Genomic DNA, 20,865 nt, shown 5'->3' with positions numbered 1-20,865 from the left:
GCTATCGAACAGTCCCGATCCGGTTGAGCGCGTGCATGGCGGCCCGCAGCGATGCATCGCCTGCCAAAGCAGCGTAGTTGCGATAGAGTTCGGCATAGACGGATGCGGCCCGCGCGTCCGGCCGGTAGGTCTTGAACGCCCGCGCGCCGAACCTCGCGCCGCCTTCGGGATAATCGGCCACGACGCCGGCTGCGACGGCGCCATGGATGGCGGCCCCGACAGCTGTGGGATTGTCGATTTCGGGAACCTCGACCTCCCGCCCGAAGACATCGGTCATGATCTGCACCAGCAGGGGATTGTTGCGGGCGAGGCCGCTCGACAGGATCAGGCGATCGATGCCGAAGCCTCCGGCGATGAAGAGATCCTGAATGCTGCGCGCGCCATAGGCGAGCGACTCCAGCAACGCCCGATAGATGCCGGCAGCCGTGGTTCCCGTGGTCAGGCCGACGAGCAGGCCGCTGAGGCCGGAATCGGCCAGCGGCACGCGGTTGCCGCTCCACCAGTCGAGCGCCAGGAGGTGGTTGGCACCCGGCGCGAGACCGGCCGCCTCTTCATTATAGAGCCTGAAATTCTCCGCCGCTTCAGCGGCGCGCGGAAAAATCTTGACGAACCAGGCGAGCGTATCGCCGAAGCCGGCCTGCCCCGATTCATAGCACCAGAGGTCACGCACCGATCCGTCGAAGGCCACGCCCTCGATGCCCTGGGGCAAGGGCCGGAACGCGCGGCCGAGCATGAGATAGACGGCGGAGGTGCCGAGCGCCCCGACGAGGCAGCCGTCGCTGACGCCGCCGACGGCGGGCAAGACGACATGGGAATCGATCACTGCCACGGCGACCGCCGCCTGGCCGCGAATGCCGGTACGCTCGCGCCAGGCCGCCGACAGCCCACCCGCGGAGGTGCCGACCCGTCGCGGCGCGCTCAGGCGATCGGCGAGCCCCGGGACGATGCCGTCGGGATAGCCGGCCCCTTCGGCATATTGCGCCTTGTAGGCGGCAAAGCCGAGGCTACGCGTCTCCCCGCCCGTCAATTGCCAGACGAGCCAGTCACCCGCCTCGATGAAGCGCTCGGTTTCCCGCCACAACTGCGGTGCTTCCTCCGCCATTTGCGCCGCCTTGGCCAGCAGCCACTCAGCCGAGAGTTTCCCGCCGAAATTATCGAGGAAGGCCCCTCCCCGGGCATTGATGGCCTCGGCCTCGGCCTGGGCGGCACCATGCTTCCACAGCTTGACATAGGCATGCGGTTCCCCCGGATGCAGGCGGGAGAGCGGCACACCGTCGGCCGTGGCCGGCAGCGGCGAACTGGCGGTGAAGCCGAGGCCGATGCCCTCGATCTGCCTGTCGCGGCCGAGAGCGGACAGAATTTCCCGCGCTGCCTCGACATAGTCGTCCGCATTCTGGAGCGCCCAGAGCGGCGGCAAGGCCGCCCCATCCGGCAGGCGGGTCATCACGCCGTGTCGATAGGGTACGGCATGGCTGGCGAGCTGCTCGCCGCTGTCGGCATCGACAAGCACGCCGCGCGCCGATTCCGTGCCATAGTCGAGGCCGATCAGATAGCGGCGTGTCATGGCTGTGCCTTTCCTGCACGAGCGGTTTGCGATCCGACGGGAAACGCCGCCAATCGCAAAGACGCGTCGAACCAAAGAACCAGAGCAGACAAGCACTCACACTTGAACGCGCTCGCTCCGGCGCAGGTCCAGCTTAGGCCCAGCCCCCAGCAAAGCAATACTTTTGTATTTTTTCAATCAAAAGTCTTGTGGAGCAGTCCTATGCCGGCACGGGAGCCAGGGCCTTGCGGACGGCAGGGGCCACCACAGTGCCGAAGAGCTCGATCGATTTCATCATCTTGGCGTGAGGAATGCTGCCCATCGAGAACTTGATCAGGAAGCGCTGGTGCCGGAACAATTCGTGCTCGGCCAGGATCTTGTCGATCACCTGTTGGGGATCGCCGACGAAATCCGAGCCGCGCGGCGCGCGCGAGGCCTCGAACTGCGCCCGGCTCAGCGGCGGCCAGCCGCGCTCGCGGCCGATGCGCCCCATGACGTCGACATAATAGGGAAAGATCTCGTCCGCCGCCCTGTCGCCGTCCTCGCCGATATAGCCATGCGAATTGATGCTGACCGGCAGCTTGGCCGGATCATGCCCGGCCCGCCACGCCGCCTCGCGATAAAGATCGACCAGCGGCTTGAAGCGCGCCGGCTCCCCGCCGATGATGGCGAGCGCCATCGGCAGGCCGAGCGTGCCGGCGCGGATCACCGATTGTGGATTGCCGCCCACGCCGACCCAGACCGGCAGGGGCTGCTGGACCGGACGCGGATAGATGCTCTGGCGGTCGAGCGGTGCGCGATGCTCGCCCTGCCAGCTCAGCGTGGTCTGCTCGCGGATCTTCAAGAGCAGGTCCAGCTTCTCGGCGAACAGGCTGTCATAGTCCTTGAGGTCGTAGCCGAACAGCGGGAAGGACTCGATGAACGAGCCCCGCCCGGCCAAGATCTCGGCCCGCCCGCCCGACAACAGGTCCACGGTGGAGAATTCCTGGAACACGCGTACCGGGTCGTCCGAGCTCAGCACGGTGACGGCGCTGGTGAGGCGGATGCGCTTGGTGCGCATGGCCGCCGCTGCCAGCAGCACGGCTGGGGTGGAAGCAGCGAAATCGGGACGGTGATGCTCTCCGATGCCGAAGACATCGAGGCCGAGCTGGTCGGCAAGCTCGACCTCCTCCATCAGATTGGCAATGCGCTCCTGCGCGCCGATGACGGTGCCGGTGGCGGGATCCGCGGTGGTTTCCGCGAAGGTGTACAGGCCGAGTTCCATATCTGTCGCGCCTTGCCGGAACGCAGCGTCCCGGCTCCTTCAGGTTGAAATCTTCTGGTTACAAAACGTAACCGAGGCTAAATATGGTACAGGCATGGAGGGCACAAGGAGGCACATTCATGGCGGTAGGTGACATGGGTGTAACCGGCGGGGACGAGGACAAGGACAGCCTCACCGAGAGCTGCCGGCCGGTCACCGAAATCCTGTCCCGCATCGGGGACAAGTGGAGCATTCTGATCGTGATGGCGCTGAGCCAGGGTCCTCGGCGTTTCAGCGAGATCAAGCGCCGCATCGACGGCATCTCGCAGCGCATGCTGACGCTCACGCTGCGCGGCCTGGAACGCGACGGCCTCGTCAGCCGCAGCGTGACGCCCAGCATTCCGCCGCGCGTCGATTATGAGCTTACCGAACTCGGCCATTCGCTGCGCACGCCGGTGAGCGCGCTCGGCCAATGGGCCTTCGCTCACCGCACCGCCATTGTGGAGGCTCGCGCGGCGTTCGACCGGACCTGCCCTATCCAGCGGGCAACCATGCGGGATGAGCGGCAGGTGCCGGCGGCTACTCGGCCGGCGCCACGGCGAGCTTGACGCTCTGCGCCTTCACGCCGCTGATCTGCAGCGAAACCGGCCCCGGCGCCAGGTTGAAGCGCACGCTCTTGCGCAAGCCGGCGCAGGCCTTCTGGCCGGTCGCCGCCGAATATTTCACCGCTGCCCCGGCCTGCACGACATCGATCCAGCCCTCTTCCGAGAGCGTGACCTGATAGAGGCCGGCCTTCTCGACCGGCGGCAGGGTCAGCAACGCACCAAAGGTGCCGGCCGCCGGCTTGCGGCCGGTCGTGACGGGAAATTTCAGATCCGTCACCGGGCTGAGCTGCAGGTCGGCGGCCCCGTCGGCCTTGGCCAGCGCCCCGCCCGAAGCCAGCGTCGGCGGCGAGGCCTGGAACCAGCCCTGTTCGCGGGTCAGCGACCATTTGAACGGCTTGCAAGCCGTTGTCTCGGCCAGGGCTGGACTCGTCTGCAGGGCCATCAGTGCGATCAGGGCCAGACCGGCGCGGCTGAAGGGGGGCATTGCGCAATCTCTCCAGGAGGAAGGAATGCGCGATCATAGCAAGGGCCGCACCAGAAACAAGAACAATTCACGAACAAATTGCGGCCTGGTTGTAAAGGCGATCCGTCAGGCCGCGCCCGGCGCGAAAGCCAAGGCCAGCCCGTTGATGCAGTAGCGCAGCCCCGTCGGCTTCGGGCCATCGTCGAAGACATGGCCGAGATGCCCCTCGCATCGGGCACAGGCAACCGCGGTCCTGATCATGCCGAGGCTGTCGTCCCGGCTGGTGCGCACCGACCGGCCGAGCGGAGCACAGAAGCTCGGCCACCCGGTGCCGCTGTCATATTTGGTCCGGGACGAAAACAGGGCGTTGCCGCAGCCCGCGCAGGCGAAACGTCCCGATCGCCCCTCATGCAGCAACGGGCTGGCAAAGGGGGGCTCTGTACCTGCTTCCCGCAGGATGGCGAACCGGGCCGGCGACAGCCGCCGGCGCCATTCCGCGTCGCTGAGGACGAGGCGAGCAGGGCCTGCCGTCGCCTTTTGCGCTAAGGCAAAGCTCGCGCCTCCCAGCAGCGCCAGGCCAAGGACATCGCGGCGTGTCGGCATGGAAAGGTCTCCTCGCGGCATGCTGGTTCGGCTCCTGCTTCATCCTACGACAACCGGGCAGGGCTTGTTACCGGTTCGGGCACCATTGCCGGCGCGACCACCAGCTTACGGCCACCAAGGCAGCGGGCCTTCCAGGCTCGGATTTGACCATCAGCCCGGGAGATGCCACTTTACCGGAACAAGCTGGCATATGGAGGATTTCCCATGGTGAGAAAATTCCTACTTTCGGCCCTGTGCTTGACCGGCTTTTGCATACCCGCGGCGGCCGAGACCGTGCCGAACAGCGGCGACTATTATCGCGCGGCCTGCCGCAGCCTGGCGGCCAATACCGGGCCGACGCCGAGCGAACTCGTACTTCCATCCCTCCATTGCGCGATCGAGATCGAGGATCTCGCCTCGATGGGACGGCTGCTGACATCGGATACTCGTATCTGCAAGCCGGTCGACGGCTCGGTCGCCGAGACTGCCACCGTCATATCCGCCTTCCTCGATGCCCATCCCGACCGGCTCAGGGAACCCTTCGTGGTCCTTGCCACCACGGCCCTGCGGGAGAAGTGGCCCTGCTCCTGAAGCTGGCGACGCCGGGATGACACGCCACGGGCGGTATTCGCGATGATCCGCCTTCCAGCACCTTTTTTGACGCATCTGCCTCGCGAAGAGCCGTTTTGGTTCTGCAGAAAACACCCCGGGCCGTCGCGTTCGAGCCGCGTCACAGACTGACGGCGGTTGCACATTTTGCTGCGGACTTGACGAATTCATAACTATCGGGCTATGCGTTAAATCCATAATCGAGGAGTTATTGATTGTGACGCCCCACTCACCCGACCTCCTGTTCAGGACGCTTGCCGATCCGACCCGGCGGGCGATCTTCGAGCGCTTGTGCCGCAAGGGAGAGCAGACCGTGGGGGCGCTCACGACCCATGCGGGCGTCTCCCAACCGGCCGTCTCGAAGCATCTGGCGATGCTGAAACAAGCCGGGCTGGTTCGCGACCGCCACGAGGGCCGGCAGACCCATTATTGCGCACAGCTCGGCGCCCTCGGCCCTCTGATCGATTGGGCAAGCCGGATGACGCGATTCTGGGAAGCCCGCTTCGACGATCTCGAAGATTTGCTGAACAGGATGGACCAATGACCAACAGCGAGAGCGAAACCCGTACCGTCATCGTGGAGCGTGAAATTCCACATCCACCCGAAAAGCTCTGGCGCGCCCTCACCCAGCCGCATCTCATCGAAGCGTGGTTGATGAAGAACGACTTCGAGCCGGTTGTCGGTCACCGTTTCAATCTGCGCGGCGAATGGGGCGGCGTGCTCGATTGCGAGGTCCTCACCGTCGAGCCTCACCGGACCTTGTCCTATAGCTGGAACTTCAGCCATGAGGACGCCGCCTACGATTTGAAAAGCGTGGTGACCTTCACGCTCACGCCCACCGGCGCCGGCACGCATCTGCGCATGGAGCAGGCGGGTTTCCGGCCGTCCCAGCGCCAGGCCTATGGCGGCGCCAAGGCCGGCTGGCAGCAATTCCTCGCCAATCTGGAGCAGGTCCTGGCGGAGCCGGAATAGGCTCCATCCCTGCCCCGTCGGAGACATCGATGCGACGACAAAGGAGGCTTCCTTGAACTTCAGCGCCCTGATCCGGCAGACCCATCGCTGGCTCTCCATCGCCTTCACGGTGACCGTGATCGCCAATTTCGTCGCCATGGCCGTCGGCGAACCGCCGGCCTTGGTGGTCTACGCGCCCCTGCTGCCGCTATTCCTGCTGCTGTTCAGCGGCCTCTACATGTTCGTGCTACCCTATGCCCGCAGGGCAAGGCGCATCCAGGACTGACGGCCTGCGCAGCCGATGACGTGGCGTCTCGGCCCGCCGGCTAGGCCGTGCCCGCGCGCGTCGGCCGGTCCATCACGCGCTTCCCCATCAGGCTGGCGACGAGATCGACCATGAGCAGGGCGGTGCGGCCGCGTTCGTCGAGGAAGGGATTGAGCTCGACCAGATCGACACTGGCGACGAGGCCACTGTCATGCAGCATCTCCATGATCAAATGCGCCTCGCGGAAGGTCGCGCCGCCGGGCACAGTGGTGCCGACGCCCGGCGCAATGCCGGGATCGAGAAAATCGACGTCCAGGCTGACATGCAGCACGCCGTTCGCCTCCGCCACGCGGCGCAGGAAAGCCTGCAGCAGCGGGCCGACGCCGTGCTCGTCGATGGCGCGCATGTCATGCACGGTGACCCCTGCCGCAGCTAATGCCGTCCGCTCAGCAGGATCGACGCTGCGGATGCCCATCATGCAGATATGGTCGGGCCTTACGGGCGCGGCCAGCGGCGGAAAATAGCCCTCGAAACCGGGCTGGCCGGTGGCATAGGCGACAGGGCAGCCATGGAGATTGCCGCTCTGCGTACTGTCCAGCGTGTGGAAATCCGGGTGGGCGTCGAGCCAGAGCACGAAGAAGGGCCGGCCCATCTCGGCCGCGCGGCGACTGAAGCCCGCCAAAGTGCCGGCCGCCATGGCGTGATCGCCGCCGATGACGATGGGCATGCCTTCGGCGCCGAGACGATAGGCCGCGTCGGAGAGAGCCTCGGTCCACGCCGCCACCTCGGGCAGGTTCTTGATGGCAGGATTGGCATGGTGAAGCTGACGCCGGGGCGTGGGCGCCAGATTGCCACGGTCCTCGACGCTGTGGCCGAGTTCCTGCAGGGCGCCGGCCAGGCCCGCGGCCCGGAAGGCGCTCGGGCCCATGTCACAGCCGAGCCGTCCCGTGCCTTCCTGCAGCGGGGTACCCAGCAAGATACAATGTTTCGAAGTCATGCGAGCCTCTTGAAATCCGGCCGCAGTCTATCTGCCGGGCTTGGCGATATGAACAATGCAATTTGGCAGAAGGCTCAATATACCTTATCAAACTGGCATAAATTCATGATCATTCCGGCAAGTGCATGGACGACATCGACCGCCAGCTCCTCACCTTGCTGCGCCACAATGGCAGGCGCAGCATTTCCGACCTCGCCGGCGAACTCGGCCTGTCACGCGCCACCGTGCGGGCCCGCATCGAGCGCATGGAAGCAGAGGGCGACATCATCGGCTATACGGTGATCCTCAAGGCCGACGCGATCGCCATGCCGGTACGCGGCATCGTGATGATCGAAGTGGAAGGACGGGCGGCCGACCGGGTCATCGACGTCCTCGGCGGCTTTCCAGAGGTCAGCGCGGTGCACACCACCAATGGTCGCTGGGACATCGTGGTGGAATTCGCCACGCTGAATCTCAGCGATCTCGATGCCGTCCTGCGCCGCATCCGCCTGATCCAGGGCGTCACTGCCTCGGAGACCCATCTTTTGCTGGCGACGCCGCGCAGCACGCAGGCGAGACTCTAGGACTCCATTTTCAGGGTTTCTGTACGCAGCCTGAAATTGAATGGAAATGGATGCGGTCCCGAACGCCAGCTCAACGGCGTGCTAAGATCTCGAGGGGCGGCCGTGGTGACGGCGTCGCCGTCGCAGCATATTGTCTTGGAACGTCGGCGCCCAAGCCGCGTTTCATGGCCCTGAATGTTTTTCGAAAAAAGTGTTTGGTGAACGGATAACCGCCAGCTTTGGGAGCGATGGAATGAGTGCAGTCAACATCCGGTCTGCCCGTCTCGACGACGCCAAGGCGATAGCCGACCTGCATGTCGCGGTGTGGCGCCACGCCTATCATGCCCTCGCGCCCTCCAAGGCCTTCGTCGTACTCGACGAGGAGCATCGCTTCGCAAGCTGGCACAAGCGGCTCTCCTCCCCCGCCGCCGACCAGATCGTGCTGCTGGCCGAGGCCGGCGCCGGGCTGGTGGGCTTTGCCGCGGCCGGAGCCCCCACGCAGGCGGTTTTCGACGGACGCAGCGAGATTAAACACCTCTATGTCGACCCCCTGCACAAGCGCCGAGGTGTCGGCAGGGCCCTGCTCGAAACCATGGCGACACGGCTGATCGAGCAGGGACGCCGGAGCGCGGCCATCGGGGTCGTCGCCGGCAACGAACCGGCGATTGCCTTCTACGAGGCGCAGGGCGGCAGGCAGGCCGGATCCTACACGGATCCGGGCCCGCTCTGGCGCTCGCACAACCTCCTCTATGCCTGGGACGATCTGGAGGCGCTCGTCAGGCGGCAGCCGGTGTCTTCGGCTCCTTGATCCGGTACCAGGCCACATAGAGCGCCGGCAGAAACAGCAGCGTCAGCACGGTCGCCACCAGGATGCCGCCGATCATCGCATAGGCCATCGGGCCCCAGAACACCTCGCGGGCGATCGGGATCATGCCCAGGCTGGCGGCTGCCGCCGTCAGCAGGATCGGACGCATGCGATGGACGGTCGCGTCCACTACGGCCGTCCAGCGATCCATGCCCGCCTCTTCGTGATCTTCGATCTGCTTCACCAGGATCACCGAGTTGCGGATGATGATGCCGATCAGCGAGAGAATGCCGAGGATGGCGACGAAGCCCATGGGCTGGTTGAAGGGTAGGAGGCCGAGCACCACGCCAATCAGGCCGAGCGGCGCCACGCTGATCACCAGGAACAGCTTCTGGAAGCTCTGGAGCTGCACCATCAGGATGGTCACCATGGTCAGGAGCATGATCGGCACGATGGCGATGATCGGTCCCTGGCCCTTGGCGGATTCCTCCACCGCCCCACCCACTTCGAGCTTGTAGTGGTCCGGGAGGCCTGCCTTGAACTCGGCGACCCTCGGCGCCAGCCGGTCGACCACCGTCGCCGGCTGGACATCGCCCACCAGAGCGGCCCGCACGGTGATGGTGGGCAGGCGGGAGCGGCGCCAGACGATGGGCTGCTCCATGCCGTAGCCGATACTCGCCACCGCGCGCAGCGGCACCACGGTGCCGCCGGAAAGCGGGATCTGCAGGTTCTCCAGCGTCTCCACGGAGTTGCGCTGATCCGCGGTGGCGCGGCCGACCACGTTGACCAGATAGATGTTGTCCCGCACCTGGGTGAAGGCGGTTCCCGCCAGCGTGCCGTCGAGGATGGAGGCGATGTCCTGCGAGGTAACGCCGAGCAGACGCGCCTTGTTCTGGTCGACTTCGACCCTGAGCACGCGCGCCGGTTCGTTCCAGTCGAAGGTGATCGTGCCGAGATTGGGGTCGGCAGCGATGATGCCGGCAAGCTTGATCGCCTGCTCGCGCACCTTCTGGAGGTCGGCGCCGCTGACGCGATATTGCACGGGGCGGCCGACCGGCGGACCGAGTTCGAGCGGATGGACGAGCACATCGATGCCGACGAACTTGTCGCGCGCCAGGGCCTCCAGCTTCTTCTGCACCCGGTTGCGGGCCTCGATATCCTTGGTGACCACCACGGCCTGGCCGAAGAAGGGATTGGAGAGCTGCTGGTCGAGCGGCAGATAGAAGCGCACGGCCCCCTCCCCGACATAGGAGCTCCAGCGCACCACATCGTCATCCCCGACGAATGCCTGTTCGAAACGGTCCATCTGCGCCTTGGTCTCGCCGATGGCGCTGTTCTGCGGCAGCGTCATGTCGACCAGCAATTCGGGCCGGTCAGATGAAGGGAAGAACTGCTGCTGGACATGGCCCATGGCCACAACCGAGGCGCCGAGCAGGCCGAGGCAGATGGCGATGGTCACCCAGCGCCAGCGCATGGCGGCGAGCAGGGTGCTCTTGAAGGCGGCGGCGAACCGGCTCGGCTTTTCCTCGTGCTTCTTCATGCTGCTCGGCAGCACGGTCACACCCAGCAGGGGCGCGAACAGCACCGCGACGATCCAGGACACCAGCAGCGCCACCGCGATCACCACGAACAGGGTGAAGGTATATTGGCCCGCCGAGCTCGAATTGAGGCCGATCGGGATGAAGCCGGCCACCGTCACCAGCGTGCCCGTCAGCATCGGGAAGGCCGTCGAGGTATAGGCGAAGGTCGCTGCCTTGCCCAGACTGTCGCCGGCTTCAAGCCGGCTGATCATCATCTCCACTGTGATCATGGCGTCGTCGACCAGAAGGCCGAGGGCGATGATCAGGGCGCCCAGCGAAATGCGCTGCAGGGAGATGCCGCTATATTCCATCACCAGGAAGACGATGGCCAGCACCAGCGGGATGGAGATCGCCACCACCAACCCGGCGCGCAGGCCGAGGCTGACGAAGCTGACCGCCATCACGATGATCACCGCCTCCATCAGGGCGCGGGTGAAGCCGGAGATCGCCTCCTCGACCACCGCCGGCTGGTCGGAGACCAGATGCACGCCGACGCCGATCGGCAAGGTGCCGGTGACCTCGGTCATGGCCTCCTTCAGATCCTCGCCGAACTGGAGAACGTTGCCATTCGGCGCCATGGCGACCGCCAGGCCGATGGCGGGCTTGCCGTCAAAGCGGAAGAGCGAAGTCGGCGGATCGACATAGCCGCGCGTGATGGTGGCGACGTCGGAGAGGCGGAAAAAGCGGTCATTGACGCGCAGATTGATGGCCCTGAGGTCCTGTTCCGACCTGAAGCCACCGCCGACGCGCACGCTGACGCGGTCCCGCCCGGCCTGGATCACGCCGGCGGCCGAGACGGAGTTCTGCGCCTGCAGCGAGGCGATTACCGCCTGGCGGTCGAGCCCGAGGCTGGCCAGGCGCGCCGTGTCGAAGTCGAGATAGATCACCTCGTCCTGGGCGCCGAGGATCTGGGTCTTGCCGGCATTGGGCACCGCGAGCACGCGGTTGCGCACTTCCTCGACATAGTCGCGCAACTGGCGGAAATCGATGCCGTCGGCAGTGAAGGCATAGACATTGCCGTAGACGTCGCCGAACTCGTCATTGAAGAAGGGCCCCTGCACGCCACTCGGCAGCGTGTACCAGATATCGTTCACATGCTTGCGCACCTGGTAGAAGGCATCGCTCAGGGCCCGGCCATTGGTGGTGTCCTTGAGGTTGACCATGATGGTGGCCGTGCCGGGCCTCGTATAGCTGCGCGTATAGTCGAGCGCCCCGATCTGCTGGAGCTCCTTCTCGACACGATCGGTGACCTGGTTGAGGGTCTCGTCCAGAGTCGCGCCCGGCCAGTTCACCTGAACGACCATGGTCTTGATGTCGAAGGACGGGTCTTCCTCGCGGCCGAGCCGCACATAGGAGAGCGCACCGGCGATCACCGAGGCGATCATCAGATACCAGATGAAGGAGCGGTGCTTGAGCGCCCAGTCCGACAGGTTGAAGCCGCTCATTTCTGTTCCTCGAGAGTCTGGCTGCGCTGAAGATCGACGGCCTGGCCGGGCTGCAGGCTGCCGACCCCAGCTTCCACGACGATATCCCCGTCCTTGAGGCCGTCGACCACGGCATAGCCCGCCTTGGTGGAGACCAGGGTCACCGGGCGGGCCGCGACCACGGCCTTTGCCACATCGACCACCCAGACGGACGGCTTGTCGCTCGGCCCGGCCAAGGCCGAGACGGGAACGGCGATATAGGGAGCGACCTTTCGCGTGGCCGACACCGAAATGGTCGAACCAAGCCGGAAGCCATCGGGCGGATCCTGCAAGGCCAGGCGGGCCCGGCGCGTGCGCGTCACCGCATCCGAGGCGGGCGCGAGCAGGCGCAGCGTGGCCGTCGTGCGGATGCTGGGCTCACCGGCCAGCATGACGTCGAAGCGAGGATAGGCCTTGAGTTCGTCGGCCAGATAATCCGGCACGTCGACCACGGCCTCGCGCACGTCGGGCCGGGCCAGAGTGACGATGATGTCGCCGGCCGACACCACCTTGCCGACATCGGAATTCACGGCGGTGATCACACCGTCATAGGGCGCCACGAGCTCGGCATAGCCGAGCACGTTGCGGGCCTGCCGCAGCGAGGCCTCCGCCTGGGATACCTTGGCGGCAGCCGTCTCGCGCGCCGCCACGGCCGTATCGACCTGGGCCCGCGAGGCCGTCTCGGTGACCACCAGAGCGCGGCTGCGGTTTTCGGTCAGCACGGCGTTGGCGAGCTGCGCCTTGGCATTGGCAAGATCCGCCTCCGCCGACTGCACGGCAAGGCGCAGCAGGGTGGCATCGACGGCCGCCAGCCTGTCCCCCTGTTTGACCCTGTCGCCGACATTCACTTCGCGCGCGATGATGCGCCCGCCGACCTGGAAGCCGAGATTGGTCTGATAGCGGGCGTCGACGCTACCGACGAAGGGGCCGAAGCTCGCAGTATCTGTGCTGTGGACGGTCAGGGTCAGCACCGGCCGGGCACTCCGGTCCTGCGCCGAGGCGCCGCCGGCCGCCACCAGCGCGAGCAGCGCCGCCACGCAGATCATTGCTGATCGGACCGCAGGCTCGGCCAGCAAAGATCTGCAGGATTTCAAACATCTGCGGAGCTGGCCCGTTTCATCCGCTCCTGGTTGGAGCAGGCCAATTCTGCTCGGGGCGATGCGGGTAGGACGAGAAAAGCTCATCGCGCCTGCTCCTCGACGGTTTCGACGATCTGGCCCGGCCGCAGCAATTGACCGCCGCGCACGACGACGGTTTCGCCATCCTCGAGCCCGGCCGAGAGCACGACGTCATGCGTGGTGTAACGATCGAGCGTGACCGGGCGGGGCTGAACGGCCCGGGTATCGGCCGCGACGGTCCAGACGGCAGGCTTGCCCTGCCACTCGAACAGCGCGGAGGATGGCAGCACGAAACGCTTCTGGGCGGCGAGGCTGGCCTCCCCGCGCACGGCCGTGCCCAGCGACATGCCCGGCGGCGTCTCCTTAAGCCCGATCTTCACCCGGATCGTGCCCTTGCGGGCATCGACGATGGGCGAGATCTCCCTGACATGGCCGGTCGTCTTCACGCCGGGATCCGACACCAGCGCGATGGCGATCTCCGGCGAGCCCGGCGGCTTGTCGATCAGCGCTTCATAGACGTCGAAGACCGCATCGCGCGGGCCGTCCTGGGCAATGCTGACCACTGTCTGGCCAACCTGCACGACCTGTCCCGCCTCGACGTTGCGCGCCGTCACCGTACCGGCGACACCTGCGCGCAGATCCGCATAGCCGAGCTGCTCCTTGGCCTGTTCGACCTGTGCCGTCGCGGCCGCCACCGAAGCCTCGGCGACGCTGAGATTCTCCTGCGCGGCATCGAGGGAACTTTGCGAGGTGGCATTTGAGGTGATCAGCGTCTTCTGGCGCTGATAGGCAGCCTGACTCTGCTGGAGCTGCGCCTGTGCCGAAGCGAGGGTGGCGTTGGCGGTGTCGAGGGCGATGCGCTGCTCCTGCCCGTCGACGCGCGCCAGTATCTGGTCCGGCGTGATGTGATCGCCGATATCCACCAGCCTTTCAACGATGCGCCCGCTCACGCGGAAGGATATGTCGCTCTGGACCTGGGCCTCCACGTCGCCCGTCAGGCTGACGCTCGGCCGGTAGTCGGCAACCCGCGCGGTCACGACGCCGACACGCGCAGGCGCGCCCCCGCTCCAGGCGGCGCCGGGCGAGATCGCCATGATCAGGCTTGCAAGCAGGACGGCGCGCTGCAGCCCTACGAAGCGGCACGGCCGCGCGGGATTGCCGAGGTTTGGGATCATCGTCATCCTCGCTGATTCATGCCAATGCCGTTCGACGGAGCCGTTTCGAAGGGAAGTCCTGAGATCTGGTGCTTGTGGCATCGTCCTCACCCGCTCGGCGGTATCCAGAGGCCATGGTCCCTGCCGGGACGTCCGGTCCGGAACGATCATTTCACTTGTCGGCCGTTCCCATATCAATTAAAAACAAAACCGTCCAGACGGTTTTTATTCAATAGAGGTCATTTCAGCAACAATGCCCCAGTCTGCTCCCCCACCCCAGACCCTGCGCGCGCGCAAGTTGCAGCGGCGCAGCATGGAAACCATTGGACAGATCCTGACTGCGACGGTGGCGGTGATCGAGAGGGTCGGCGTCCACAATCTCACCATCGATCTGGTGGCGGCGGAGGCCGGCGTGAGCAAGGGCGGCGTATTGCATCATTTTCCGACCAAGACGGCGCTGATCGTCGCCGCCATGCGCCAGGACATGGAAACGCTGATGATGGAAATCGACGAAACCGCGGATGCGACCGTGAATTTCGCCTCGGCCCTGGCTCAGCTCGCCCGCCGCATCGCCCTTGAGGAAGGCGGCGTATCGCCGGCCTTTCTGGTGGCGGCCACCGAGATTCCCGAAGCAGCCGGCGTGCTGGCCACCATGTTCAGCGCACTGGTCGAGAGAGCGGGTAAGGACGACAAGGCCGGCAGCATCGATTCGACCCTGGTGCTGTTCGCCTCCTACGGCATTCTCATCAGCCTGGGCATGAAGTCCTTCCAGCCGAGCATCCCGCAATTGGAAACCTTGTTTGAGAAGCTGGACGGCTTCGCCGCAAAGGCCTGATGCCGTCGCTTACCCTCCCTTACCTGCGCGGGGATGGCTGTCCTCGGTGCTCGTCGGAGAGGGGCGGGAGGTCTTGACGAAATCGATGAACGCCCGCAGCGGCGCCGGGACCAGACGCCGCCCGGGATAATACAGGAAGGGACCGGAGAAGCGTTGCCACCAGGGTTCGAGCACGGGTTCGAGGGCCCCGCTCAGGAAATAGGGGCGCAGCCAGTCCTCGAACAGATAGATAATGCCGGTGCCGGCGATTGCCGCTTCGACGGCGAGGTCCGTTGCCGCGCCGACGCTCACCAGCAACGGCCCCGTCGTATCGACATTCACGATCTCGCCATCGCGCTCGAATTCCCACGCGGTCATCGCTCCGGATGAAAATCGGCCGCGCAGGCAGGCATGATGAAGCAAATCGCGCGGGTGCTCGGGCCGCCCCCGCCGATCGAGATAGGCGGGCGCCGCGGCGGCGGCAAAGCGTTGCGTCCGCGGCCCGATGGGCACGGCGATCATGTCCTGTTCCAGCCGTTCATCGTAGCGAATGCCGGCATCACAGCCGGCCGCCAGCACGTCGACGAAGCTGTCCTCGGCAATCACCTCCAGGCGGATATCGGGAAAGGCAGCGAGAAAATCGGGCACGATCGCCGGCAATACCAGCCGGGCCGCGCTGACGGGCACATTCAGCCTGAGCGTCCCCGCCGGCCTGTCTCGAAAGCCGTTGACGACGTCGAGCGCGGCTTCCACCTCGTTCATGGCCGGGCCGAGCCGTTCGAGCAGGCGCTCGCCTGCTTCCGTGGCCGCGACGCTGCGAGTCGTGCGGTTCAGCAGCCGGACGCCGAGCCGCGCCTCCAGACGGCTCACCGCCTCGCTCAGGCCTGACGCACTGGCTCCGGTCAAACGGGCGCCGTCACGAAACCCTCCGGCTCGTGCAACGGCCATGAAGGCATGGAGATCATTGAGGTCGACTTTCACTGTTCGCACCTCCGAACAACCTGTCCGGATTATGACCGATTGTCGGGCAAGTGGACAGGCCCTAGCTAGAGCGGACGAACAGGAGATCCGACCATGACTACGATCGAGCAGTCCACCCGTTTCAATCTCGGTGACCGTGCCGTGAAGCGTCTCGGCTACGGCGCCATGCAGCTTGCCGGTCCCGGCGTATTCGGCCCACCCAGGGATCCGGACGCGGCGCTGGCCGTGTTGCGCGAGGCCGTCGCAGCCGGCGTGAACCATGTCGACACCAGCGACTTCTACGGCCCCCACATCACCAACCGGCTGATCCGCGAGGCCCTGCACCCCTATCCGGACGATCTCGTCATCGTCACCAAGGTGGGCGCACGGCGCGGCGAGGATGCTTCATGGCTGCCTGCCTTCTCGCGGGAGGCCCTCACCCAGGCGGTGCACGACAATCTGCGCAATCTCGGGCTCGATGTCCTCGACGTCGTCAATCTCCGCATCATGTTCGACGTTCACGGGCCAGCCGAGGGTTCGATCGAGGCGCCGCTCACGGTGCTGGCCGAGCTTCGGCAGCAGGGCCTGATACGGCATGTCGGACTGAGCAACGTCACCGCAACGCAGATTGCCGAAGGGCGCCGCATCTGTCCGATCGTCTGTGTGCAGAACCACTATAATCTCGCCCATCGCGCCGATGACGCGCTGATCGATGATCTCGCCCGCGAAGGCACTGCTTATGTGCCTTATTTCCCGCTGGGCGGGTTCACGCCGCTGCAATCCTCGACCCTGTCGGACGTTGCCCAGCGCCTCAGTGCCTCGCCCATGCAGGTCGCGCTCGCCTGGCTCTATCGCCGCGCGCCCAACATTCTGCTGATCCCCGGCACATCCTCCGTCGCGCATCTGCGGGCCAACCTCGCCGCGGCGGAGCTCGACCTGCCGGCAGACGAGGTCGCCGCTCTCGATCGCATTGCGGCCGGGCATTCCTGAGGAAATGAGTATCAGCGCCCCTGTCATCCCCGGCGGGGTCGTAAACCCTGGGAAGGGGATCCAGGAGCCAAGGTTTCGACGATTGCCCCTGGTTTCCTTCCCCTCGCTACGCTCGGCCGGGAATGACAGCTTCAGCGTGCTAGTGGAACAGCTTTAAAGCGTTGGAGAAGGTGATCCATACGCCCCAGAGGATGGGAATGCCGACAGCAAGCCAGGCCAGCGCGGCCGGACCGTTCAGCCCGCCCCGCCCGATTCCCGAGGACCTCGCCTCCTGTGTCCCGCCGCTCTTCTGCAGGGCCGCCACCTCGGCATCGCTCATGAACCAGCGGGAGGCCACCGGCTTGATCATGAGATTGACGACAAAGCCGACGGCCAGCATGCCGGCGAGCACATACATGGTGCGGTCATAGACCTGTGCGCGCGGCACGCCCGCGGCAATCTGGGCGTCACGGATATAGTTGATCACCACCGGTCCGACGATCCCCGCCGTCGACCAGGCCGTCAGCAGGCGGCCATGGATGGCGCCGACGAACTGGGTGCCGAACATGTCGGCGAGATAGGCCGGCACGGTGGCAAAACCGCCGCCATACATCGAGACGATCACGCAGAAGAAGGCCACGAACACCGCCAGCAGCCCGGCATGGGCGGCCCAGGGCGCCGAGGCATAAAGCACGATGCCGAGGCCGAAGAAGGTGGCGTAGGTGAGCTTGCGGCCGAGCTTGTCGGAGAGCGAGGCCCAGAAGAAGCGCCCGAAGATGTTGAACAAGGAGAGCAGGCCGACGAAGCTCGCCGCGATGGTGGCAACCAGCTTGGCCTGCCCTGGATCGAGCGCCCCGAAGGCGATTTCGGGCTTGCCGATCAGCGAGCCGGCGAAGATCTCCTGCAGCATCGGCGAGGCCATGCCGAGCACGCCGATGCCGGCGGAGACGTTGAGGCAGAGCGCGGCCCAGATCAGCCAGAATTGCGGGGTCTTATGGGCATTGGACAGATGCACATGACCCGAGGTGATCATCGCCTTGGTGCTCTCGGGCGGCATCCACCCTTCCGGGCGCCAACCCGCCGGCGGCACGCGATAGCCGAAGGCGCCCGCCATCATGAAGACGAAGTAGATCACCGCGAGCGTCACGAAAGTCTGCCAGACGCCCACCCCGTCGGCGCTCTTGAAATGATTCATCAGGATGTCGGCCAGGGGAGAGCCGATCATCGCGCCGCCACCGAAGCCCATGATCGCCATGCCGGTGGCCATGCCGCGCCTGTCGGGGAACCATTTGACCAAGGTGGAGACGGGGGAGATATAGCCGAGGCCAAGGCCGATGCCGCCAATCACGCCCGAACCCAGCCAGATCAGCCAGAGCTGGTGAATATAGACACCGACAGCCGAGATGAGCAGCCCGCCGCACCAGCATAGAGCGGCCACGACGCCCGCCTTGCGCGGCCCGGCCCGTTCCAGCCAGCCGCCCCAGATGGCGGCGGCGGAACCGAGCAGCACGAAGAAGAGCGTATAGGTCAGCGTGAGGTCGGAAACGCGCCAGTCGCAGCTGGTGGTGAACAGGGCTCTCCCCAGGCCCGCGAGAGCGCCCCAAAAGCCGGGATCGACCGCGCAGGCTACCGGTTTGCTGATACCGAGCGCCTGTCCGAGAGGCAGCCAGAATACGCTGAAGCCATAGGCCATGCCGATGCACAAATGGATGGCGAGTGCCGCAGGGGGCACGAGCCAGCGATTGAAGCCCGGCCGCGCCACGATGCGTTCACGATCCAACAAACCAGGCGACAGGATACCGGCCTCAGCAGAAGCACTGCTATTCATTGGTATTTCCTCAATATTTTCTTCTTAATTTTGCGGATAAAGCGCCACTCTCGCGCGCAAACTTCCACGAAATCGAGGATTACGCAACGCCTTCACCTTGGCTTTACTGAGCTAGATATCCGCCATCCACCGGCAGGGTATGGCCGGTCACCATGGCGGCGCCCGGACTGGCGAGGAAGAGGATGGCCGGCGAGACCTCATGCGGCTCGGCGATCCGGCGCAACGGCGTCATCGCCTCGATCCGCTGCATCAGTTCGGGCTGGGCCAGAAGGGGCGCGATGAAGGGCGTACGGACATAGGTGGGAGCGACGGCGTTCACCCGGATGCGATGCGGGGCCCACTCCACCGCCAGGGCACGGGTGAGATTGACGATGGCGCCCTTGGTGGTCTGGTAGGAGATATTGGGATAGATGCCGCCGCCCGAGAGGGCCATGATCGAGGCGGTGTTGATGATCGCGCCACCCCGCCCGGCTGCGATCATGTGGCGGGCGGCCGTGCGCGCGCACAGGAAGACGCCGGTCATATTGACGGCCACCACCTTGTCCCATGCCTCCAGGCTGAGATCGACGGCAGCGTCCCGGATGGCGAGACCGGCATTGTTGACGAGAATGTCGACATGGCCGTGGCGGGCGACGATCTCCGTAAAACGCGCCGCCACTTCGGCTTCATCGGTCACGTCCATGACGAGGGCCTCGGCAGGCCGGTTCCCAGCGACGCCGGCGAGCACATCGTCTGCCACCGGCGCCCGGTCGAGGATGACGACCTGCGCACCGGCGGCTGCCAGGGCCTGCGCGGCCGCCAGGCCGATACCGCTGCCCCCGCCGGTCACCGCGGCAACTCTGCCCTCGAGGCCAAAGAAGCCGGAAAGGCTTACTGTGCCGCCACCCTGCTTCGCTTGTTGTTCCTGCACGCCCATGTTCGGTTTCCTCACTTGACGCCATTTTCGGGAAAGGCGCCTGCGCAGTGCCACGACAGCGGTATGGACCGCCCCGGAGCCTGCTTGTTCTTGAGACTGTGGCCGCCCTCCAAGAGGGGCCGATGTCCCGACTCAAAAGTCCGACATAATCATCTCTGGCATCAACCAAGGTTGGAGCAAAGGGTACACTGGGCGAGATGAAACGTTTTGGCGTAAAATGACAGGGTCACCTCCTGCATGCTGTAGCGCATCCAGGGCGACGAGGCGCACATCTACCGATCGACTTTCCTCGACAATGCTTCAGGCGGAAGGCTGGAAAGCAGCGGACTGGCGCAGATGCTCGGTGCAGGCCTCCACGAAGGCCCTCAGCTTGGGTTGGCTGCGGCTGGTTCTGGGGAAATAGATGAAGAGGGCGTCGCCCGCCGGCGAAAACTCTTCCAGGACGGGCTCCAGCAGGCCTTGTTCCAATTCCTTGGCCGATTGCAGGGTCGAGCCATAGAGCAGGCCCATGCCCTGCACAGCCAGAGAGCGCAGCAGGCCGGGATCATTGGCGACGATGGCGCCGGGCGGATCGATACTGAGCGCCTGGCCATCGCGCTCGAACTCCCAGCGATAGATGTCGCCGACATCCGGGCGCCGATAGCGCAGGCATTCGTGTCCGGCGATGTCCTCCAGCACCTGCGGCCGGCCCCGTCGCGCCAGATAGGCCGGCGCCGCCATCACCACCCAGCGGAAGATCGGGGTGACGCGCACCGCGATCATATCCCTGTCGATGAATTCGCCGACACGGATGCCGGCATCAAACCCGCCCTCCACGAGTTCGGCATGGGTCGAATCGACCGTCACATCCACGCGCATCTCCGGCCAGCGCCGGTGAAATTGCGGCAGGACGGGTTCGAGCACATGCACGAGCGCCATGCGATGCACCAGCAGGCGCAGCGTTCCCGACGGCTCCAGCCGTGACTGCACGAGCTCATCGAGCACGCCGACGATGGTCTCGGCGGCCGGCCCGAGCTGGGAGAGCAGGCGCTCGCCATCCTCGGTCAAGGCGATGCTGCGCGTCGTCCGGTGCAGAAGCGGCAGGCCGAGCCGCCGCTCCAGCCCCTGCAGCGCCTGGCTGACGGCACCGGCCGTGACCCCGAGTTCGATTGCCGCGGCTCGGAAACTGCCTCGGCGGACAATGGCGAGAAATTCGGTGAGGCCGTCGAAGGGGTCACTGCGTGCCATCGGCGCATCGTCGGATTAAGAGTGTCATGTCAAAGGCTTATAATGATTTTCGACCTGGGTTGAGAAAATCGCGGCAGACAGGCGCGGCAAGTTTGGTCGATGCCGCTCTTCACCATTATATAGCACAGCTATACAGCCTGTGGAGCAGCCGCCGGCTTTTGATGGCGGCCGTCATGGCCTAATTTCCTCCTGGACGCGAGACGGGATCCCGCGCCTTTCCATGCCGCCTGG

21 protein-coding genes are annotated in these 20,865 nt (G+C 65.4%); 9 read left to right on the top strand and 12 right to left on the bottom strand.

From position 1 onward, the window contains the following. Position 1: 1 nt before the first annotated feature. On the bottom strand, positions 2 to 1,564 hold the full coding sequence (locus J8I29_RS11675) for an FGGY-family carbohydrate kinase (protein WP_209431766.1): 1,563 nt from the start codon (positions 1,562 to 1,564) through the stop codon (positions 2 to 4). Between the two features lie 199 nt (positions 1,565 to 1,763). Continuing rightward, on the bottom strand, positions 1,764 to 2,807 hold the full coding sequence (locus J8I29_RS11670; protein ID WP_209431765.1) for an LLM class flavin-dependent oxidoreductase: 1,044 nt from the start codon (positions 2,805 to 2,807) through the stop codon (positions 1,764 to 1,766). Between the two features lie 119 nt (positions 2,808 to 2,926). Between J8I29_RS11670 and J8I29_RS11665 the strand changes: the two genes are divergently transcribed. Continuing rightward, a complete protein-coding gene (locus J8I29_RS11665; RefSeq protein WP_245196887.1) occupies positions 2,927 to 3,394 on the top strand; it encodes a helix-turn-helix domain-containing protein in 468 nt (155 codons plus the stop codon). Here J8I29_RS11665 and J8I29_RS11660 read toward each other — a convergent pair. Beyond that, complete coding sequence (locus J8I29_RS11660; RefSeq protein WP_105862496.1) at positions 3,366 to 3,875, bottom strand: hypothetical protein; 510 nt, start codon at positions 3,873 to 3,875, stop codon at positions 3,366 to 3,368. The genes J8I29_RS11665 and J8I29_RS11660 overlap by 29 nt on opposite strands. Before the next feature lie 105 nt (positions 3,876 to 3,980). Beyond that, positions 3,981 to 4,457, bottom strand: a complete 477-nt coding sequence (gene msrB / locus J8I29_RS11655; RefSeq protein WP_209431763.1) for a peptide-methionine (R)-S-oxide reductase MsrB — start codon at positions 4,455 to 4,457, stop codon at positions 3,981 to 3,983. A 204-nt stretch (positions 4,458 to 4,661) separates the two neighbouring features. Here msrB and J8I29_RS11650 point away from each other — a divergent pair, with 204 nt between their 5' ends. The 4 genes from J8I29_RS11650 to J8I29_RS11635 all read left to right on the top strand — a co-directional run bounded on the left by J8I29_RS11650 (position 4,662) and on the right by J8I29_RS11635 (position 6,282). Beyond that, positions 4,662 to 5,027, top strand: coding sequence for a Rap1a/Tai family immunity protein (locus J8I29_RS11650; protein WP_209431762.1), 366 nt, complete (start codon positions 4,662 to 4,664; stop codon positions 5,025 to 5,027). Positions 5,028 to 5,262: 235 nt separating this feature from the next. After that, positions 5,263 to 5,589 carry a metalloregulator ArsR/SmtB family transcription factor gene (locus J8I29_RS11645; protein WP_348536006.1) on the top strand — a complete coding sequence of 109 codons (327 nt, stop codon included), beginning with the start codon at positions 5,263 to 5,265 and terminating at the stop codon, positions 5,587 to 5,589. Next, on the top strand, positions 5,586 to 6,017 hold the full coding sequence (locus J8I29_RS11640; protein ID WP_105862499.1) for an SRPBCC domain-containing protein: 432 nt from the start codon (positions 5,586 to 5,588) through the stop codon (positions 6,015 to 6,017). Before J8I29_RS11645 ends, J8I29_RS11640 begins: the two co-directional genes overlap by 4 nt. 52 nt (positions 6,018 to 6,069) lie before the next feature. Further along, complete coding sequence (locus tag J8I29_RS11635) at positions 6,070 to 6,282, top strand: hypothetical protein (RefSeq protein ID WP_209431761.1); 213 nt, start codon at positions 6,070 to 6,072, stop codon at positions 6,280 to 6,282. Between the two features lie 40 nt (positions 6,283 to 6,322). On the opposite strand, the gene rocF is transcribed toward J8I29_RS11635, so the two are convergent. After that, a complete protein-coding gene (gene rocF / locus J8I29_RS11630) occupies positions 6,323 to 7,258 on the bottom strand; it encodes an arginase (protein ID WP_209431760.1) in 936 nt (311 codons plus the stop codon). A gap of 125 nt (positions 7,259 to 7,383) precedes the next feature. Between rocF and J8I29_RS11625 the strand changes: the two genes are divergently transcribed. Both J8I29_RS11625 and J8I29_RS11620 read left to right on the top strand, forming a co-directional pair. Continuing rightward, positions 7,384 to 7,821 (top strand): Lrp/AsnC family transcriptional regulator, encoded by a 438-nt coding sequence (locus J8I29_RS11625; RefSeq protein WP_105862502.1) that lies wholly within the window; start codon positions 7,384 to 7,386, stop codon positions 7,819 to 7,821. A 232-nt stretch (positions 7,822 to 8,053) separates the two neighbouring features. After that, complete coding sequence (locus tag J8I29_RS11620; RefSeq protein ID WP_209431759.1) at positions 8,054 to 8,608, top strand: GNAT family N-acetyltransferase; 555 nt, start codon at positions 8,054 to 8,056, stop codon at positions 8,606 to 8,608. On the opposite strand, the gene J8I29_RS11615 is transcribed toward J8I29_RS11620, so the two are convergent. The 3 genes from J8I29_RS11615 to J8I29_RS11605 form a co-directional block, all read right to left on the bottom strand. Further along, on the bottom strand, positions 8,577 to 11,630 hold the full coding sequence (locus J8I29_RS11615; protein ID WP_209431758.1) for an efflux RND transporter permease subunit: 3,054 nt from the start codon (positions 11,628 to 11,630) through the stop codon (positions 8,577 to 8,579). The genes J8I29_RS11620 and J8I29_RS11615 overlap by 32 nt on opposite strands. Further along, positions 11,627 to 12,685 (bottom strand): efflux RND transporter periplasmic adaptor subunit, encoded by a 1,059-nt coding sequence (locus J8I29_RS11610; RefSeq protein ID WP_181161156.1) that lies wholly within the window; start codon positions 12,683 to 12,685, stop codon positions 11,627 to 11,629. Before J8I29_RS11610 ends, J8I29_RS11615 begins: the two co-directional genes overlap by 4 nt. A gap of 143 nt (positions 12,686 to 12,828) precedes the next feature. Further along, the gene (locus J8I29_RS11605; protein WP_209431757.1) at positions 12,829 to 13,947 is read right to left on the bottom strand and encodes an efflux RND transporter periplasmic adaptor subunit; all 1,119 of its coding nucleotides are present in this window, start codon (positions 13,945 to 13,947) and stop codon (positions 12,829 to 12,831) included. 286 nt (positions 13,948 to 14,233) lie between these two features. Between J8I29_RS11605 and J8I29_RS11600 the strand changes: the two genes are divergently transcribed. Beyond that, positions 14,234 to 14,755 (top strand): TetR/AcrR family transcriptional regulator, encoded by a 522-nt coding sequence (locus J8I29_RS11600; protein ID WP_209431756.1) that lies wholly within the window; start codon positions 14,234 to 14,236, stop codon positions 14,753 to 14,755. A 9-nt stretch (positions 14,756 to 14,764) separates the two neighbouring features. Here the strand turns inward: J8I29_RS11600 and J8I29_RS11595 are convergent, their stop codons facing one another. After that, positions 14,765 to 15,715 carry a LysR family transcriptional regulator gene (locus J8I29_RS11595; RefSeq protein ID WP_209431755.1) on the bottom strand — a complete coding sequence of 317 codons (951 nt, stop codon included), beginning with the start codon at positions 15,713 to 15,715 and terminating at the stop codon, positions 14,765 to 14,767. A 93-nt stretch (positions 15,716 to 15,808) separates the two neighbouring features. Between J8I29_RS11595 and J8I29_RS11590 the strand changes: the two genes are divergently transcribed. Further along, complete coding sequence (locus J8I29_RS11590; RefSeq protein WP_209431754.1) at positions 15,809 to 16,684, top strand: aldo/keto reductase family oxidoreductase; 876 nt, start codon at positions 15,809 to 15,811, stop codon at positions 16,682 to 16,684. A gap of 139 nt (positions 16,685 to 16,823) precedes the next feature. On the opposite strand, the gene J8I29_RS11585 is transcribed toward J8I29_RS11590, so the two are convergent. The 3 genes from J8I29_RS11585 to J8I29_RS11575 all read right to left on the bottom strand — a co-directional run bounded on the left by J8I29_RS11585 (position 16,824) and on the right by J8I29_RS11575 (position 20,634). Continuing rightward, the gene (locus tag J8I29_RS11585; RefSeq protein WP_209431753.1) at positions 16,824 to 18,491 is read right to left on the bottom strand and encodes an OFA family MFS transporter; all 1,668 of its coding nucleotides are present in this window, start codon (positions 18,489 to 18,491) and stop codon (positions 16,824 to 16,826) included. A 103-nt stretch (positions 18,492 to 18,594) separates the two neighbouring features. Next, on the bottom strand, positions 18,595 to 19,407 hold the full coding sequence (locus J8I29_RS11580; protein WP_209431752.1) for a glucose 1-dehydrogenase: 813 nt from the start codon (positions 19,405 to 19,407) through the stop codon (positions 18,595 to 18,597). 300 nt (positions 19,408 to 19,707) lie between these two features. Beyond that, positions 19,708 to 20,634 (bottom strand): LysR family transcriptional regulator, encoded by a 927-nt coding sequence (locus tag J8I29_RS11575; protein WP_105862512.1) that lies wholly within the window; start codon positions 20,632 to 20,634, stop codon positions 19,708 to 19,710. Between the last annotated feature and the right edge of the window lie 231 nt (positions 20,635 to 20,865).

It is taken from the genome of Labrys sp. LIt4 (assembly GCF_017813775.1).
Taxonomy (GTDB): domain Bacteria; phylum Pseudomonadota; class Alphaproteobacteria; order Rhizobiales; family Labraceae; genus Labrys; species Labrys okinawensis_A.
Note: the sequence above shows the minus strand (reverse complement) of the source record. Positions and strands in the feature narration are given on the sequence as shown.

Coding starts and splice junctions, on each gene's coding strand:
- J8I29_RS11600 (WP_209431756.1), top strand. CDS start 14,234: ATGGAAACCATTGGACAGATCCTGACTGCGACGGTGGCGGTGATCGAG.
- J8I29_RS11620 (WP_209431759.1), top strand. CDS start 8,054: ATGAGTGCAGTCAACATCCGGTCTGCCCGTCTCGACGACGCCAAGGCG.
- J8I29_RS11585 (WP_209431753.1), bottom strand. CDS start 18,491: ATGAATAGCAGTGCTTCTGCTGAGGCCGGTATCCTGTCGCCTGGTTTG.
- J8I29_RS11580 (WP_209431752.1), bottom strand. CDS start 19,407: ATGGGCGTGCAGGAACAACAAGCGAAGCAGGGTGGCGGCACAGTAAGC.
- J8I29_RS11605 (WP_209431757.1), bottom strand. CDS start 13,947: ATGACGATGATCCCAAACCTCGGCAATCCCGCGCGGCCGTGCCGCTTC.
- J8I29_RS11675 (WP_209431766.1), bottom strand. CDS start 1,564: ATGACACGCCGCTATCTGATCGGCCTCGACTATGGCACGGAATCGGCG.
- J8I29_RS11640 (WP_105862499.1), top strand. CDS start 5,586: ATGACCAACAGCGAGAGCGAAACCCGTACCGTCATCGTGGAGCGTGAA.
- J8I29_RS11575 (WP_105862512.1), bottom strand. CDS start 20,634: ATGGCACGCAGTGACCCCTTCGACGGCCTCACCGAATTTCTCGCCATT.
- J8I29_RS11625 (WP_105862502.1), top strand. CDS start 7,384: ATGGACGACATCGACCGCCAGCTCCTCACCTTGCTGCGCCACAATGGC.
- rocF (WP_209431760.1), bottom strand. CDS start 7,258: ATGACTTCGAAACATTGTATCTTGCTGGGTACCCCGCTGCAGGAAGGC.
- J8I29_RS11590 (WP_209431754.1), top strand. CDS start 15,809: ATGACTACGATCGAGCAGTCCACCCGTTTCAATCTCGGTGACCGTGCC.
- msrB (WP_209431763.1), bottom strand. CDS start 4,457: ATGCCGACACGCCGCGATGTCCTTGGCCTGGCGCTGCTGGGAGGCGCG.
- J8I29_RS11660 (WP_105862496.1), bottom strand. CDS start 3,875: ATGCCCCCCTTCAGCCGCGCCGGTCTGGCCCTGATCGCACTGATGGCC.
- J8I29_RS11615 (WP_209431758.1), bottom strand. CDS start 11,630: ATGAGCGGCTTCAACCTGTCGGACTGGGCGCTCAAGCACCGCTCCTTC.
- J8I29_RS11670 (WP_209431765.1), bottom strand. CDS start 2,807: ATGGAACTCGGCCTGTACACCTTCGCGGAAACCACCGCGGATCCCGCC.
- J8I29_RS11650 (WP_209431762.1), top strand. CDS start 4,662: ATGGTGAGAAAATTCCTACTTTCGGCCCTGTGCTTGACCGGCTTTTGC.
- J8I29_RS11665 (WP_245196887.1), top strand. CDS start 2,927: ATGGCGGTAGGTGACATGGGTGTAACCGGCGGGGACGAGGACAAGGAC.